Consider the following 16,970-nt stretch of genomic DNA (forward strand, 5'->3'; position numbering starts at 1 on the left):
ATAGGGGAAGGATCAGGGCCTTTTCTATGAGCAATGAGCACGAGCTATGAACTATGAGCGGCTACCTTGAGGTCAACGATGGGGTTTTTGAAAAATCAGCAGGTCAAGGTCGCCGTCCGCCTGTTGGCCTGGCAGTATGAAAAAAATGGCCAATCCGTGCCGGACAGAGTCCTTTTGGAACCTCGCGCCCGGAAACTTGTGGATGATGCCCATCGCATTGCCCGGGAACGGGGGGGGAATGTGCTTTCCATACTGAAATCGATGGTGGCGGAGATGCGCGGGCGTTAGCCTGTCAGACGACAGGCAAGTACCGGCCCATTATTGAAACTGACAAATCTGCAATTTCTAACCGGCGGTTATTTCAATTCTGTCCCATCCCCCGCTGTTTTTTCCCCGCCTGTTTTTCCGTTTTACAGGCAAGCCGCAGCCGCCCGGCGATTATTGGAACTCCCGACATCCTGGCATGTTGGTTGCTGTCTATACCCAAACCGGGCAGGAGCGGGTATGCCTGCCTGCCGCCCGCCCGACAGGAGGGGGCATGGCAAAATGACATTGAAAAACACAAGTGCCCGTGTTAGTTAGGCAGTCTAACCCCATCGGGGCGTTTTTCCCCCAACTTAAGATCGCGAACGTTATAACTTGAACCGAATGGTGCCTTCTTTCCGTCCATCTTCAATTTGGTGCAGCGACCGCGGAATACCGGCGGGAGCCACCCGGGTGCCGTGAATATGAATGGAGACGCGGACCTCTTTCGCTCAATTTATTTCGTTCCCAATCCCAACCCACCCAATCGGCAGTAAAAGGAGGAGTGACATGCGTAAAATCTCAGTTGGTCTCGTATTATCTGTGGTCGCGTTAATGGTTTTCACGTTCGCGGCGGCCGATGCAGGCGCAGCGGATACCATCAAGATCGGTTTCAACATCCCCCTGACCGGCGACAACCCCGACGTGGGCGCGTCGTCCAAAAATGCTGCCGAGATGTACCTGAAAAAAAATCCCACCGTTGAGGTCGGCGGCAAATCCTACGCCCTGAAGTTCGTTTTTGACGATAACGAGTACAAGGCTGAATCTGCCGTCAAGGTCAGCACCAAGCTGATTACCGAAGAGGGTGTGCTGGGCATCGTCGGCCCCCAGTCTTCCAGCCAGGCCGTACCGGCCGGTGAGGTGGCCAACAACTTCGCCACGCCCATGATCAGCCCCTGGTCAACCAACCCCAACACCACCCTGGACCGTCCGTTTGTTTTCCGGGGCTGTTTCCTCGATCCCTTCCAGGGTCCGGTGGCCGCCAATTTCGCCACCGATGAACTGGGTGCCAAGAAAGCCGCGGTGCTTTACGACATCGCAGCCGACTATCCCAAAGGCCTGGCCGAGTTTTTCAAGGCCGCTTTCGAGGAAATCCACGGGCCCGGTTCCGTTGTGGCCTTCGAGAGCTTTACCACCGGTGACAAGGACTTTTCCGCCCAGATGACCAATATCATGATGGCGGGCGCCGATGTGCTCTTCACCCCCCAGTACTACAGTGAAGTGCCCCTGATCGTCCGCGCCGCCAAAGAGATGGGTTGGACCAAGCCGATCCTCGGGTCCGACTCCTGGGGGAGCGGCGACCTGATGGGGCTGTGCGGGGACGAATGCAAGGGGTACTATTTCTCCACCCACTATGCCGCCGCCGGCGCCAAGGGTGAAACCAAAGCCTTTATCGATGAATACACCGCCAAATACGGCAAGACACCCGACGACGTGGCCGCCCTGACTTGGGATTCACTGGGATTGATGATCCAGGCCATTAAAGACACGGGCGGGCTTTCCGGTGATGTGAAAAAAGACCGCGCCAAGGTCAAAGATGCCCTGGCAGGCATCAAGAACTACCCCGGCATCACCGGCGGCATGACGTTCACCGCCGACGGTGATCCGAAAAAATGTGCCGTGGTGGTCCAGATCAACGACGAGGGCAAGTTCGCCTTCTTCAAATCCGTCTGCCCCAAATAGTGCCATCCAGAAAAGGCATCCTGCGGCCCGGTTCTGCGGTCTCGAGTTATTGAAATCCTCGACGCAGCCCTTCTGCGCCTGCGGTTCCAATAACCCTGCGGCCATGATCTGAACCGCAACCTGCCATTTCTGAACGAGCACTGAACATGACCCGAAACAGATAAACTCGCCGGCCGCTTCCTTCCCGGGAGGCGGCCGGTTCGCCAGACCCAACGAAAAAGGGAGCGGGTGCGCCTGTTTCCCTTTCCTTTTGACGGGAGCCGCTTTCCATGACGTTTAACTTTTTCATGCAGAATCTGGTCAATGCCCTGCAGTGGGGCAGCTTCTATGCCCTGATCGCACTCGGATACTCCATGGTGTACAGCATCCTCATGCTGTTCAACTTTGCCCACGGGGATATTTTTATGGTGGGCGCCTACATCGGGCTTGGCGTTTCACTGGGGCTGCTGTCCCTTTTCGGTACCGGTGCGGCCGCCGTTTTACCCGGCTGGCTGATACTGGTGCTCACCCTGTTGGTTTCCATGTTTCTGACCGCCTTCGTGGGAATCATCGTCGAGCGGGTGGGGTATCGACCGTTGCGGGAGGCGCCGCGGGCGTCCGCGGCCATCACCGGCCTGATGATCGGCATTATCCTGGAAACCGCCAATATCCTTTTTCTGGGCGGCTCGCGCCTTAAATTTCCCCAACTCATCGAATCGGTCACCTACAATATCGGCGGTGTGTACGTGACCAACAAGAAGATCATGATCGTACTGGTCTCCATCGGGCTGATGCTGGCCCTGCACCAGCTGATCAACCGGACCAAGTGGGGCATGGCCATGCGGGCCATGGCCTACGATTATGTGGTGGTCCCCCTGGTGGGCGTGCCCATGAACACCATTGCCGCCATGACCTTTGCCATCGGTTCGGCACTGGCCGCCGCCGCCGGCATTCTCTTTGGCCTGGCCTACCCGGTCCTGGATCCCTACATGGGGGTCAGCTTCGGCTGGAAAGCCTTCGTGGCCGCCATTCTCGGGGGACGGGGATCCATCATGGGGGCCTGTGTCGCCGGCTTCATGCTCGGCTTCATCGAGATCATGACCGTGCCTGCCATCATGATCGTAAACCGATTGTTCTCGCTCAGTATCGGGTCCAACCTGCGTGATCTGATCGCCTATTCCATCGTCCTGGTGATTCTGATTTTCAGGCCACACGGACTTTTCGGGCAGGCATACAGTTCGAAACTGAGACTCTAACTCTCATCCTGGTTTTTTTTGCTGACAAGGAAACGTTACCATGGACGACACACACGCACCGAAACAGACCGGCGGTATGTTTTACCGGGTGGGCCTGTTTTTCAAACCGGTGCCGCTTTTGGGATATCTTCTCGGATTTATGGTCTGCGTGGTCTGGGAGCAACTGGCCGGCGAAGGGCTGACGTCGCTGTTGGGACTGCCCAAGATGCCGGTGCTTTTCGGTCTTCTCACCACCTTTAAAGTGCTGGCCGGGGTTGTCAATTTTCTCATCAAGGGAGACGCCTTCAACTGGGCGACCCTGGTGCAGATTCCCGGGGCGGTCGCCTACCTGAGCGCCATCTACCTGATCCCGCTGGCCCTCGTCGCCCGGGCGGTGGTCAGGCCGGCCAATGCGCTGGCCCGTTACCTGCAGGGGCTGCCCCTTCCGGTCACCGCCTTTGTTCAGTTGGGACTGATGTATGCGGCACTGCACATCTGGGCCGAGATGAGCGACTACCGGTTGATTTTCCTCAAATTGACCCTGATTGCCGTTCTGTTCACCCTGAGCCTGAACATCATCAACGGGTATATGGGTGAATTCTCATGCTCGCACCCCGGCTTCATGGCCATCGGCGCCTACATGTCCAGCCTGTTCACCGTGGGGCTCTTCTCCAGCGACAAGGTGCTGGGCGAGGCGGTATTCACATTTTCCACCGCCTACCTGAGTTTTCCGCTGGCGCTCATTTTCGGTGGTTTGATGGCGGCGGTCGGCGCCCTGATCATCGCCATCCCCTCATTCAAAACCCGTGGGGATTACCTGGCCATCATCAGTCTGGCGTTTCTGTTCATCGTGAAGAGCTTTTTTGAGAACATACAGGCATTGGGCGGCAGCCGGGGCATTTCCGGACAGCCGGACTGGGCGACCCTGCCGGTGATTTTCATCACCATGGCCTTCGGCGTCTGGACGATCAACAACTTCGTGACCTCGACCATGGGCAAGGCCCTCAATGCGGTACGCGATGATGAAACCGCGGCCGAAGCCATGACCGTGGACACCCGTAAAACCAAGATGGCGGCCTTCATGTTCGGTGCATTCTGGGCCGGCGTGTCCGGCGGCCTGCTGGCCCACGTGCTGCGTTATGTGAACCCGGCCATGTTCAGCGTCCAGAAACTGGCGGAAGTGCTGGCCATGGTCTATTTCGGCGGCCTGAACTCCGTTTACGGCTCCATCGTGGGGGCGGTGTCCATCAGCCTGCTGGGAGAGGCCCTCCGTCCCCTGGAAATTCTTAAATGGATTGTCATTCCGCTGTTGCTCATCCTGGTGATGATTTACCGGCCCACCGGCCTTATCGCCTTCAAGGAATTCGATGTCCGGCAGGTGTTCGGACCCAAGGAGGTGGACTGATATGCCGCTGCTTCACGTTTCTGACATGAGTCACAATTTCGGCGGACTGCAGGCCGTTTCGGAATACAACCTCAGCCTGGACCCGGGTCAGATTACCGGCCTCATCGGCCCCAACGGTGCCGGAAAGACCACCATCTTCAACCTGATTACCGGCATTTATCGTCCCACCCGGGGGTCGGTCCGCTTCGACGGCGAGGAACTCGTCGGCAAGAAACCCAACGAGACCGCTGCCATGGGGCTTGCGCGCACCTTTCAGGAGATGAAGCTCTGGCGCCACATGACCGTGCTGGACCACATCAAGATGGCCCGTTATTCCAAGCTTTCCTACGGGCTCATGGGGGCCTTTCTGGACACCCCCAGGCGCCGGCGGGAGGAGCGTCATGCCACGGAACTTTCCATGGAATACCTGGAAATGTTCGCCGTTGACCAGTTTGCCGGCCAGTTGGTGGTCAACCTGCCCTACGGCGCCCAGCGCCGCGTGGAAATGGCGCGGGCAATGGTGATCGAGCCCAAGGTGCTGCTGCTGGACGAACCCACGGTCGGCATGACGCCTGACGAGATGATGTCCATGATCGAGGTGGTCCGCAAGGCCCATGAGCGATTCAACCTGGCCATTTTCCTGATCGAACACCGGCTGAAAGTGGTCCACGAACTGTGTCAGCACGTACAGGCCCTGGTGTTCGGCAAGGTCCTTGTGGAGGGCGCGCCCAACGAAGTTCAGAATCATCCCAAGGTCATCGAGGCCTACATAGGCGAACAGGAGGTGGAATTCTGATGCTGCTCAACGTGGAAAACCTCCGGGTGTCATACGGAAAAATAAAAGCCCTGCACGGGATCAGCTTCAATATCGATGCCGGCGAGATCGTCACCATCATCGGCGCCAACGGTGCCGGGAAAAGCACGACCCTGCGGGCCGTTTCCCGAATGGTGCCGGTGGGGAAGGGATCCGCCATGACCTGCATGGGAAAGGACCTGCTCTCCTTTGCGGCCGACAAGGTGGTCAGCCAGCTGGGCATCACCCATGTCCCGGAAGGCCGCCGTCTGTTCGGCAACCTGACGGTGATGGAGAACCTTCAGCTGGCAACATTCGCCCGAAAGGACCGCGACAATGTGAGAAAGGACATCCGCCGGGTGTTCGAAATTTTTCCCCGGCTGGAAGAACGAAAATCACAGGCTTCGGGCACCATGAGCGGCGGCGAGCAGCAGATGCTGGCCATTGGCCGGGCGTTCATGAGCGGTCGACGGCTGATGCTTCTCGACGAACCCTCCATGGGGTTGTCGCCGCTGCTGATGATGAATGTGTTCCAGGCCCTCAAGGAAATCAACCGGCAGGAGGGGACCGCCATCCTCCTGGTGGAGCAGAATGCCCGGCTGGCCTTGAAATTTTCACAAAAAGGGTATGTCCTGGAAAACGGAAACCTGGTGCTGGAGGGCGATTCCGAGACCCTGATCAATGATCCCGAGGTGAAGAAAGCCTATTTGGGTGGATGAGCGGATCGATGAGGAGGGTTTGAGATTTGGATATTGCAATTTGTTGGAGCTTTGCTATTAGGTGTCTGTTTTTTCGATTGCAATGACTGTAATCCGTTATTCCCGGCCTATCCGGGTTAAGGAGTCCTCATGCTTCGTGCAGCAGTAATCGGCGCCTCCGGCTACGCCGGTGCCGAACTGGTCCGTATTCTTACCGGGCATTCCCGGGTGTCCCTGTCCGTCGTTACTTCCCGTCAATACGCTGGGGTCGCCTATGACAGCATCTACCCGGCCCTCAGCGGCGTTGTCGGTCTGAATTGCGATGACAACGATCCGGCAACCGTATGTGACAACAGCGATGTGGTGTTCCTGGCTCTGCCTCACAAAGTTTCCATGGGCATGGTGCCGGCCCTTCTGGATGCCGGAAAGCGGGTGGTGGACCTGTCCGCCGATTTCAGATTTAAGAGCCGCGATGCCTACGAGGCGCACTACCAGCCGCACAGCTGTGCCCATCTCATGGAGCGGTCGGTTTACGGACTCTGCGAGCGCTACGGATCCCAGGTGGTGTCGGCGGACCTGATCGGCAATCCGGGCTGCTACCCCACCAGCGTTCTGCTGCCGCTGCTTCCCCTGATCGAGGAGAAACTGGTGGACCCGGCCACCATCATCGCGGACTGCAAGTCCGGTGTCAGCGGTGCCGGCCGCGGGGCCAGCCAGACCACGCATTTCTGTCACGTCAATGAGTCGTTCAAGGCTTACAAGGTCGGGGGACACCGTCACACCCCGGAGATTGAGGAACAACTCTCCCGGTGCGCGGGCGTGCCGGTAAAAATCACATTCGTACCCCACCTGGTGCCCATGACCCGGGGGATGGAAAGCACGGTTTACGCGACGCTTTCCCCCGGCGTCGATGACGGGCGGATCCGTCAGTGCCTGGAATCGGCGTACCGCGGCACGCCTTTCATCCGCCTGATGCCCCGTGGTCGATTTCCCGATACCCTGCACGTACGGGGAACCAACTTCTGCGACATTGGCTGGGTGGTGGATCCCGGCAGCGGCCGGCTGATCCTGATGTCGGTGATCGACAACCTGGTCAAGGGCGCAGCCGGGCAGGCCGTCCAGAACATGAACCTGATGTTCGGCTTCGATGAAACCACCGGTTTGGACGGCGTTGCCTATCCCTTGTAGCCGTCATGATCGTTTTATTGACATCCCCGCTGTTTTGGACTAAACAAGTGGCGTTCTCACAATCTGCCTGAACGGGGGCAAAATCCGCATCCCCATGACTTTGCATTTTACCTGCAATCGTTTTTTGAAAGCACCAACGGCTTTTCATTAAAGAACAAACATACCGAAACCATCAATGTGAAAGGAGACTGGAGATGACAGCAACGCTTATCAAGGGTACCGTGATCCGGGAGCAGATCCTCGAGGAAATTACTGCCGAAGTGAAACAGATCAAGGAAAAACACGGCGTGGTTCCCGGGCTGGTCACCATTCTCGTGGGGGAGAGCCCCGCATCCATTTCCTACGTGACCCTGAAGATCAAGACGGCTCACCGCGTGGGTTTCAAGGAAATTCAGGACAACCAGTCGGTGGACATCTCGGAGGCGGACCTGCTTGCACTGATCGACAAGTACAACAAGGACGAGAGCATCAACGGAATCCTGGTTCAGCTTCCGCTGCCCAAACACATTGATGAGAAAAAAGTTCTCAACGCCATCGATCCGGACAAGGATGTCGACGGCTTTCATCCGGTCAACGTGGGCCGGCTGATGATCGGCGGCGACGAAGTCAAGTTCCCGCCGTGCACCCCTGCAGGAATCCAGGAGATGATCGTACGCGCCGGCGTTGAAACCAGCGGGGCCGAGGTCGTCGTGGTGGGCCGGTCCAACATCGTGGGCAAACCCATTGCCAACATGATGGTCCAAAAAGGCCCCGGTGCCAACTCGACGGTCACCATCGTCCACACCCGGACCAAGGACCTGGCCGCCCACTGCAAGCGGGCCGACATCCTGATCGTCGCCGCCGGTGTGCCTGACCTGGTCAAACCCGAATGGATCAAGCCCGGTGCCTGTGTCATCGATGTCGGTGTGAACCGTGTGGGTGAGAAGATCAGTGAAAAGACCGGTAAAAAAATAGCGATCCTCAAGGGTGATGTGGACTTTGATGCCGCCAAGGAAATCGCCGGCTCCATCACCCCGGTTCCCGGTGGCGTCGGGCCCATGACCATCACCATGCTCATGCTCAATACGTTGAAATCACTCAAGTTCAAACTGGGCATCGCCTAAGGTCCCGGGAAGTACTTGCCCACCCTTTGGCATGCACTTATTTGTCAATTAAAAAGGGTGGTTAAAAAGAAAATGAAAGCTGCCATGGTATTGACAGGATGTCTCTATCATGGTAGCTTTTTATTTTGACTGCCGGTCAATTCGATTTAACTTTCCGGAATTTAACGTAAAAGGTAAATTTTCGATCCCGGTGTGAGAGGCCAATGGCAAAGAAACTGTCGTTTATCATTTTGAGCAATTCAGGAACGACCGTCAAGCGGCTTGCGATTCCTGTCTCCCTGCTTGCGGCACTGGCGCTGGTTGTCGTCTCCGGAGCGGCGGCTGTCGGCATCTCCCTTTACAAATACCGCATCCTTCAACAATCCCTTGCCGCCAATCAGCGGATGGGCCGGACCATTGACGACCAGCAGGAGGTAATCGGGCAGCAGCGGCTGCAGCTGCAGTCGTTTGCCCGTGAAATCAACGGCCTCAAGGAACAACTGGTCAAGCTGGACAATTTCGAAAAGAAGATCCGCGTCGTCGCCAACCTGGCACCCGGTCAGGTCGACGACAACCTTTTCGGTGTGGGCGGCGCCGCTCCCGAAGACCTTGATCCCCAGCTGGATCTGACCCAGCGTCACGAGGGGCTCATGCGGGAAATGCACCGGCATGTCGATGAACTGGATCAGGCTTCCCAGCGCCAGGCGGAGAATCTCGGCAGCCTGCTGGACAATCTGGAAGGGCAGCGTAACCTGCTGGCGGCAACACCGGCCATTCGCCCCACCAGCGGTTGGATCACCTCCCGTTTCGGCCGCCGGGTATCCCCGTTCACCGGCAAAAAGGAATTGCACAAAGGGATGGACATCGCCAACCGGAAAGGCACCGCCATCCTGGCGACGGCAAACGGGGTGGTTTCCTACGCGGGCAAGAAAGGCGCCATGGGCAATATCGTTGTCGTCGATCACGGCCATGGCATTGTCACGCGGTACGCCCATTTGAGCAAAACATTGAAGAAGCGTGGTGAAAAAGTGAAGCGGGGCGACATTATCGCCCAGATGGGAAACAGCGGCCGGAGTACCGGCCCCCACCTGCATTATGAAGTTCACCTGAACGGGGTGCCTGTCAATCCATCCAAGTATATCCTGAACTGATTTTTTCATATCCATTCTTTCCACCGGTGACTGCCTGTTTCCCCATCCCGGCACGGGTAATATCCCTTTGCGCTTGAGCAGCCGCAAAAAATGGTTTAGGATGCCACCGCAAAACAACCGAAAGATGCACGACGACATGCAGGTCGTGTCCACTTTTCCCGAATGAAACGCTATCCATCTCAAAAACTGGAGATTGAATACCGATGATCGGTAAATGGTTGACCCAGATGTTCGGCAGCAAAAATGAACGTGAATTGAAAAAGCTGCAGCCGCTTGTGGACGCTGTCAATGTTCTGGAACCGGACATAAAGGCAATGAGCGACCAGGAGCTCAAGGACCAGACGCCGCGGTTCAAGACCCGCCTTGAAAACGGAGAACCGCTGGATGACCTGCTGCCGGAAGCCTTTGCCACGGTTCGGGAAGGCTCCGTAAGGGCCCTGGGAATGCGACACTACGACGTTCAACTCATCGGCGGCATGGTGCTTCACGGCGGTAAGATTGCCGAAATGAAAACCGGTGAAGGCAAAACCCTGGTGGCCACCCTGCCGGCCTATCTAAACGCCCTGACCGGTCGCGGGGTGCATGTGATCACGGTCAACGATTACCTGGCCCGGCGCGATACGGAATGGATGGGCCAGATCTACCGGTTTCTGGGGCTGAGCGTGGGGACGATTCAGCACGGTCTCGACGACCGGCAGCGCAAGGAATCCTATGGCGCGGACATCACCTACGGCACCAATAACGAATTCGGTTTCGATTACCTCCGGGACAACATGAAGTTTGACGGACAGTCCCTGGTCCAGCGGGACTTGAATTTTGCCATCGTGGATGAAGTTGACAGTATCCTGGTGGACGAGGCCAGAACGCCGCTGATCATATCCGGCCCGGCCGAGAAATCGACCCAGCTCTACTACCAGGTCAATGGCATCGTTCCCAAATTCAAAGCGGAAGTGGACTACAAGATCGATGAAAAGGCCAGAAGTGCCGCCCTCACCGAAGAGGGGGTGGCCCACGCCGAGCAGATGCTGGGCGTGGACAACCTCTACGACCCCGGCAATATCGAATTGCTTCACCACACCAACCAGGCACTGAAAGCCCACACCCTGTTCAAAAGGGATGTGGACTACATCGTCAAGGACGGCGAGGTGATCATTGTCGATGAGTTCACCGGACGTCTCATGCCCGGCCGCCGCTACAGCGAGGGGTTGCACCAGGCACTGGAGGCCAAGGAGAACGTCAAGATCGAGAACGAGAACCAGACCCTGGCCACCATCACCTTTCAGAATTATTTCCGGATGTACGACAAGCTGTCGGGGATGACCGGCACGGCGGACACGGAAGCGGCGGAGTTCAAGAAGATCTACAACCTTGACGTGTCGGTGATTCCCACGAACATGCCCATGGTGCGAAAAGACTTTCCCGATGTGATCTACAAGACCCGCCGGGAAAAGTTCGATGCCGCCATCGAAGAGATCAAGGCGCTCAACAAAAAGGGGCAGCCGGTGCTGGTGGGCACGGTTTCCATCGATATTTCCGAGCAGCTGGCCAAGAAATTGAAGAAGCAGGGCATTCCCCACGAGGTGCTCAACGCCAAGAACCACGAAAAGGAAGCAGAGATCATTTCCATGGCCGGGCAGAAAGGGGCCGTGACCATTTCCACCAACATGGCCGGGCGCGGTACCGACATCGTTCTTGGCGAGGGGGTGATCGAACTGGGGGGGCTGCATATCCTGGGAACGGAACGGCATGAGAGCCGGCGTATCGACAACCAGCTGCGTGGCCGCTCCGGACGCCAGGGGGACCCGGGTTCCTCCCGCTTCTACCTGGCCCTGGAAGACGACCTGCTCCGTATTTTCGGCGGTGAGCGCATCACCGGCATCATGGAGCGGCTGGGCATGGAAGAGGGCGAGCCCATCGAGCACAACCTGATCAGCCGCGCCATCGAGAATGCCCAGTCCAAGGTGGAGGCGCACAACTTCGATATCCGCAAGCACCTCCTGGAATACGACGATGTCATGAATCAGCAGCGCGAGGTGATCTACAAGCAGCGCCGTGACCTGCTTACCGGCGTCGACCTGAAGTCCACCATCGACGATATCATGATGGAAAGCGCTGAAACCATAGCCCATAAGTTTGCCGATGAGCGAGCCCTTCCCGAGGATTGGGACTGGGAGGCCGTATCGGACGATGTGTTCCAGCAGTTCAACTTCAGGCTGTCCAAAATGGATGAAAACACCCTGGACGGTCTCAATGAAGACGGCCTGGCCCAGGCCATATACGAGGAGGCCCACGCGATATATGAGGAGAAGGCCGCCATGCTGGGCGGGGGGGAAGATTTCCGCCAGCTGGAGCGCATGATCATGCTCCAGACCGTGGACAATTTGTGGAAGGACCACCTGCTGTCCATGGATCACCTCAAAGAAGGCATCGGGCTTCGCGGCTACGCCCAGCAGAACCCGTTGCTGGTCTACAAAAAAGAGGGTTTCGAGATGTTCCAGGAGACCATCGACCGCATCAAGTCGGAGACCCTGGGCATCCTTTTCCGCATTCAGCTGGCCGAACCGGAGCATATCGAAAACCTTCAAAAACCCAAAGAGCAGGACCTGACCTTTTCCGGCAGCGGTGATGCCCCGGCAGCCAAAAAACCGGTCAAGCGCGAGTCGCAAAAAGTGGGTCGCAATGCCCCGTGTCCGTGCGGGAGCGGGAAGAAATACAAGAAATGCTGCGGCAGATAGGGGCCCTCCGGAAAGGGCATCTTGCGGCCCAGATCGGCGTTTTCGTGCTTATGAAATCCTCGACGTAGCAGCTGCTACGCCTGCGGTTTCAAAAATCCTGCGGCCTTGATCTGAGCCACAATCTACCCTTTCCGAAAGGTCCCTGGTTCAGATTTTGAACCTTTTCTACGAGCCACGAGCCGGAATAGCTGATAGCTGATTGCTTATAGCTCATAGGGGAAGGATTCGGGCCTTTTCCATCAGCCATGAGCTATCAGCTATCAGCCATCAGCTATGAGCTATCAACGATGAGCTTTTCAACAACCATCGGTATCCTGTCCGACACCCATGGCCTGCTTCGTCCGGAAGTCGTAGAGGCGCTGGGCGGCTGCGACCGTATCCTGCACGCCGGCGATATCGGTGAAAACGATGTGCTTGATCGGCTGAAACGGATTGCCCCCGTAGTGGCCGTTCGAGGCAACATGGACTACGGTTCATGGTCCAACTCCTTGCCGGTCAGGGAAATGGTGGAGATCGAGGGCATTTTTTTTTACCTGCTTCATGATCTGAACCAGTTGGACCTGGAACCCGCTGCCGCCGGGATCCATCTGGTCGTCAGCGGGCACACCCACCAGCCCCAGCTGCTGAAAAAAGAGGGCGTTACCTATCTCAATCCGGGAAGCGCCGGCCACCGTCGGTTCGACTATCCGGTTTCCGTCGCCATCGTCCGTATCGAAAATGGCGCCGCGATTCCCCGCATCGTTAAGCTTGACCTCTAGCCGCCTGCATCCTCCGGATTGCCGGATGGCATGGGAGAACCCGCAGACCCGCAAGTCAGGCCCGCTTCCGAATTCTCGGCAAAGAAATGCACTTTACAATCCATATTGGCGGTGATTATAATTAATGGTCAGACATCAGGCTGAACATTGAAAATGATCCGGGCGTGAACGAATCGGTGTTACCGGCGACACTGGACGCGGTCGTTGCAACCAAACTTATTTAATTTATTAAACCATGGCCCGTTACCAGACCGACCAACAAGAAAGTTCAGAAATCCGGGACAGGACCAAAGAACCCCCCATGTACCGGGTCCTGTTGCACAATGACGATTACACCACCATGGAGTTCGTCGTGGAGGTACTGATGTACGTGTTCAGCAAATCCCCCGAATCGGCGGCAAAGATCATGATGAATGTGCATCAGAAAGGCATCGGCGTTTGCGGGGTCTACACCCATGAAATAGCTGAAACCAAGGTTGATACGGTTCATAATCTTGCCCGTGAAAGCGGTTATCCGCTGCGTTGCAGCATGGAACAGGAATAAAATATGATTAGTAAAGAACTCAGCGCCACGTTAGGCTTCGCGGTTCGAGAGGCCAAAAAACGGCGGCATGAATATGTCAGTGTCGAACACGTGCTTTTTGCCATCCTGCACGACAGCTCAGGTCTCGACATCGTGGAGAAATGCGGTGGCAGTGTGGAGAGCATCAAGTCCAACCTGGAGATGTTTTTCAATGAAAACATGGAGATTCTCCCTGAAGAGAGCGAGTATGTGCTCCAGCAGACCATCGGGTTTCAGCGGGTGATTCAGCGGGCGGTCAACCATGTGCGCTCCGCCGAAAAAAAAGAGGTGGCCGTCAGCGATATCCTGGCCTCCATTTTCATGGAGAAAGACTCCCACGCCGTGTTTTTTTTGAACGAAGAGGGGATTTCCCGCCTGGATGTGCTCCGGGTGATCTCCAGTGATTTTCCTTCGGACGTTGCTGAAAGCGAGCCCGAGACGTCCACGCCCGCCGAACAGAAGACCCCCAAGAAAAAAGCCAGTCCCCTGGAAGCCTACACGGTGAATCTCATTGATCGGGCCGCCAAAGGCAAACTGGACCCGCTGATCGGGCGCGAACTGGAGATGGAGCGCACCATGCAGGTGCTCTGCCGCCGTCGGAAAAACAACCCCATTTTCGTGGGTGACCCGGGCGTGGGCAAGACCGCCATGGCCGAAGGGCTGGCCCAGCAGATCTGGGAGGGGGATGTGCCGGACCTGCTCAAAGAGGTGCGGATTTATTCGCTGGACCTGGGCGGCATGCTGGCCGGGTCCAAATTCAGGGGAGATTTCGAGCAGCGCCTCAAGGGCGTGGTGCAGGAACTGAAAAAACGTAAAAACGCCATCCTGTTCATCGATGAAATCCATACCATCGTGGGGGCCGGCGCCACCAGCAGCGGGTCCATGGACGCCAGCAATATCCTGAAGCCGTTTCTGTCGACCGGAGAGCTGCGCTGCATCGGTTCCACGACCTACGAGGAATACAAGAATCATTTCGAGAAGGACCGTGCCCTGTCCAGAAGATTCGAAAAGATCGATATCATGGAACCGCCGGTCAAGGAATCCATCAAGATCCTCAAAGGCCTGCGCTCACGATACGAGGAACACCACGAAATCGAATACACGGATGCGTCCCTCAAGGCGGCCTGTGAGCTGTCGGCCAAGTACATCAACGACCGGTTCCTGCCCGACAAGGCCATCGATGTCATCGACGAGGCCGGTGCCGCCATCCGACTGAGCGGTGCCGCCAACCGCAAGAAAATTCACCCGTCGGACATCGAAAAGATCGTGGCCAAAATCGCACGCATTCCGGCCGTGAATGTCTCCACCCCGGACAAGGCCAAACTGGAAAACCTGGGCGGCGAGCTGCGCCGGGTGGTATACGGCCAGGACGATGCCATTGATGCCCTGGTGACCGCCATCAAGCGCTCCCGGGCCGGCCTGGGCCAGCCGGAGAAACCCGTGGGGTCATTCCTCTTTACCGGGCCCACCGGTGTCGGCAAGACCGAAGTGGCCCGCCAGGTGGCCGGCCTCCTTGATGTGGAATTCATGCGCTACGACATGAGTGAATACATGGAAAAGCATGCCGTGGCCCGGCTGATCGGTGCCCCTCCCGGGTACATCGGCTTCGACCAGGGCGGACTGCTTACCGACGGTGTCCGCAAACACCCCTATTGTGTATTGCTCCTGGACGAAATCGAAAAAGCCCACGAAGACCTGTTCAACATCCTGCTGCAGGTGCTCGATCACGCCACCCTGACGGACAACAACGGCAAGAAGGCGGATTTCCGCAATGTCATCGTCATGATGACCTCCAATGCCGGATCGCGCGAAATGACCAGCGCCACCATCGGTTTCGGCGACCCCAAAAGCGATTCCACCGGCAAGGGTCAGAAAGCCATCGAAAAAATCTTCAGCCCGGAGTTCAGAAACCGCCTGGACGGCATCATCACCTTCAATGCCCTCGACCGCGACATCATGCGCTTGATCGTCGACAAGTTCATGAAAGAATTCGCTGACCAGCTGGCGATCAAGAAGGTCTCCATGGCGTACTCGGAGGCGGTGAGAACCTACCTGGCCAGAAAAGGCCACGACCCCCAATACGGCGCCCGGCCGCTGGCCCGCGTCATTCAGACAGAGATCAAGGACAGGTTGGCGGATGAAATCCTCTTCGGTCAATTGGAGAAGGGAGGGGATGTTAAGTTGGATGTGAAGGGGGATGAACTGGTGTTCCGATATAGCTGATAGCTCATGGCTCATAGCTGATGGCTGACGCATATAATAATTTTGAATTTTTAGTTTTGAATTTTTAATTGGTAAACGGAGGCGGGGCCCAAAATTCAGAGGATCAAACAATAAAAATGAAGATGTGCAGTTTTGTAAAATTGGGTTTTGCTTCCACTGCTCAATTAAAAATTGAAAATTCAAAATTAGAAATTGGCACCCGGTTTGATCCCGCCAACCCCAGGTCCACAAAGCCCCTTCGGCCTAAAAGCCTAAGGCCTTCAGCCTAACCCCATGCCCGTCTTCACCCTCTCCAAGCGGCTCTCCTTTCCCCCGCCTCACCTGGCCATCAAAGAAGGGCTGTTGGCCGTCGGCGGCGACCTGAGCCCCGAGCGGCTTATCCTTGCCTATCGCAACGGCATTTTCCCCTGGTACAGCCCGGGCGACCCCATTCTCTGGTGGTCACCCGACCCGCGACTGGTCCTTTACCCTGATGAGCTTTACGTCTCGAAATCCCTGCGCAGGGTCATCAGGAGAAAACGTTTTCACATTACCTTCGACGAAGCCTTCGACTCGGTGATCCGGGAATGTGCCGAAGTGAAACGCTCATATGGAGAAGGCACCTGGATTACCGAAGAGATGAAGGACGCCTATTGCGAACTCCACCGGCAGGGCTATGCCCATTCGGTGGAGGCCTGGCAGGGCGACAGCCTCGTCGGCGGGCTATACGGCATTGCCATCGGTCACGCTTTTTTCGGGGAGTCCATGTTCAGCCGGGTCAGCAACGCTTCCAAGGTGGCTTTTGTTTCTCTCGTTGAGAATCTCAGAAAATTGAATTTCAAGTTGATTGACTGCCAGGTGAAAACGGATCATCTGATACGCTTTGGCGCCCGTGAGATACCGCGGAAATTGTTTCTGGAACAGGTGGAAAAGGCGGTTGATCGCTCATAGTTCAAAGCTCTGTCCAGACGGTAACCCTTGAAGAGTATCTCTTTTTTATCAAATCCCATGGCCTGAGTGGTGTCGGGATCGGCTGTGTCTATGGGGATCTACGCTATCTGTTTACCAGCCTGCCCCACGCCCTGATCGAAGCTGACTTTCTGAATCTTTTTCCGAACCATGTTAACCAGTCCACTGTTGATGCCTCCGGTAGCGGGACGGTTGGTTAGACGCTTACTTTCCATAGATCCAGCCGATCAAGCGATGGCTTCAGTTTC

General features: G+C 56.6%; 14 protein-coding genes. All 14 read left to right on the top strand.

Annotated features, from left to right (window positions below; all coding sequences use genetic code 11):
• Positions 1-78 precede the first annotated feature (78 nt).
• The 14 genes from DSCA_RS00570 (at position 79) to aat (ending at position 16,704) form a co-directional block, all read left to right on the top strand.
• Complete coding sequence (locus tag DSCA_RS00570) at positions 79-288, top strand: hypothetical protein (protein WP_155314598.1); 210 nt, start codon at positions 79-81, stop codon at positions 286-288.
• 525 nt (positions 289-813) lie between these two features.
• Complete coding sequence (locus DSCA_RS00575) at positions 814-1,986, top strand: ABC transporter substrate-binding protein (protein WP_155314599.1); 1,173 nt, start codon at positions 814-816, stop codon at positions 1,984-1,986.
• Positions 1,987-2,255: 269 nt separating this feature from the next.
• Positions 2,256-3,221 (top strand): branched-chain amino acid ABC transporter permease, encoded by a 966-nt coding sequence (locus tag DSCA_RS00580; protein WP_155314600.1) that lies wholly within the window; start codon positions 2,256-2,258, stop codon positions 3,219-3,221.
• A 40-nt stretch (positions 3,222-3,261) separates the two neighbouring features.
• The gene (locus tag DSCA_RS00585; RefSeq protein WP_155314601.1) at positions 3,262-4,605 is read left to right on the top strand and encodes a branched-chain amino acid ABC transporter permease; all 1,344 of its coding nucleotides are present in this window, start codon (positions 3,262-3,264) and stop codon (positions 4,603-4,605) included.
• Between the two features lies 1 nt (position 4,606).
• On the top strand, positions 4,607-5,380 hold the full coding sequence (locus DSCA_RS00590; protein WP_155314602.1) for an ABC transporter ATP-binding protein: 774 nt from the start codon (positions 4,607-4,609) through the stop codon (positions 5,378-5,380).
• On the top strand, positions 5,380-6,096 hold the full coding sequence (locus DSCA_RS00595) for an ABC transporter ATP-binding protein (RefSeq protein ID WP_155314603.1): 717 nt from the start codon (positions 5,380-5,382) through the stop codon (positions 6,094-6,096). Before DSCA_RS00590 ends, DSCA_RS00595 begins: the two co-directional genes overlap by 1 nt.
• A gap of 129 nt (positions 6,097-6,225) precedes the next feature.
• A complete protein-coding gene (gene argC, locus DSCA_RS00600; RefSeq protein WP_155314604.1) occupies positions 6,226-7,263 on the top strand; it encodes an N-acetyl-gamma-glutamyl-phosphate reductase in 1,038 nt (345 codons plus the stop codon).
• 194 nt (positions 7,264-7,457) lie between these two features.
• Positions 7,458-8,366 carry a bifunctional methylenetetrahydrofolate dehydrogenase/methenyltetrahydrofolate cyclohydrolase FolD gene (gene folD, locus DSCA_RS00605; protein ID WP_155314605.1) on the top strand — a complete coding sequence of 303 codons (909 nt, stop codon included), beginning with the start codon at positions 7,458-7,460 and terminating at the stop codon, positions 8,364-8,366.
• A gap of 203 nt (positions 8,367-8,569) precedes the next feature.
• Positions 8,570-9,496, top strand: coding sequence for a M23 family metallopeptidase (locus DSCA_RS00610; protein WP_155314606.1), 927 nt, complete (start codon positions 8,570-8,572; stop codon positions 9,494-9,496).
• Positions 9,497-9,699: 203 nt separating this feature from the next.
• Complete coding sequence (gene secA, locus DSCA_RS00615; RefSeq protein WP_155314607.1) at positions 9,700-12,231, top strand: preprotein translocase subunit SecA; 2,532 nt, start codon at positions 9,700-9,702, stop codon at positions 12,229-12,231.
• Between the two features lie 287 nt (positions 12,232-12,518).
• A complete protein-coding gene (locus DSCA_RS00620; RefSeq protein WP_155314608.1) occupies positions 12,519-12,989 on the top strand; it encodes a metallophosphoesterase family protein in 471 nt (156 codons plus the stop codon).
• 235 nt (positions 12,990-13,224) lie between these two features.
• A complete protein-coding gene (clpS, locus tag DSCA_RS00625; protein ID WP_155314609.1) occupies positions 13,225-13,533 on the top strand; it encodes an ATP-dependent Clp protease adapter ClpS in 309 nt (102 codons plus the stop codon).
• A gap of 3 nt (positions 13,534-13,536) precedes the next feature.
• Positions 13,537-15,774, top strand: a complete 2,238-nt coding sequence (gene clpA / locus DSCA_RS00630; protein ID WP_155314610.1) for an ATP-dependent Clp protease ATP-binding subunit ClpA — start codon at positions 13,537-13,539, stop codon at positions 15,772-15,774.
• Positions 15,775-16,047: 273 nt separating this feature from the next.
• Entirely contained in the window at positions 16,048-16,704 is a 657-nt protein-coding gene (gene aat, locus DSCA_RS00635) for a leucyl/phenylalanyl-tRNA--protein transferase (protein WP_155314611.1), read from the top strand.
• Positions 16,705-16,970: the final 266 nt, after the last annotated feature.

It is taken from the genome of Desulfosarcina alkanivorans, assembly GCF_009688945.1.
GTDB lineage: Bacteria > Desulfobacterota > Desulfobacteria > Desulfobacterales > Desulfosarcinaceae > Desulfosarcina > Desulfosarcina alkanivorans.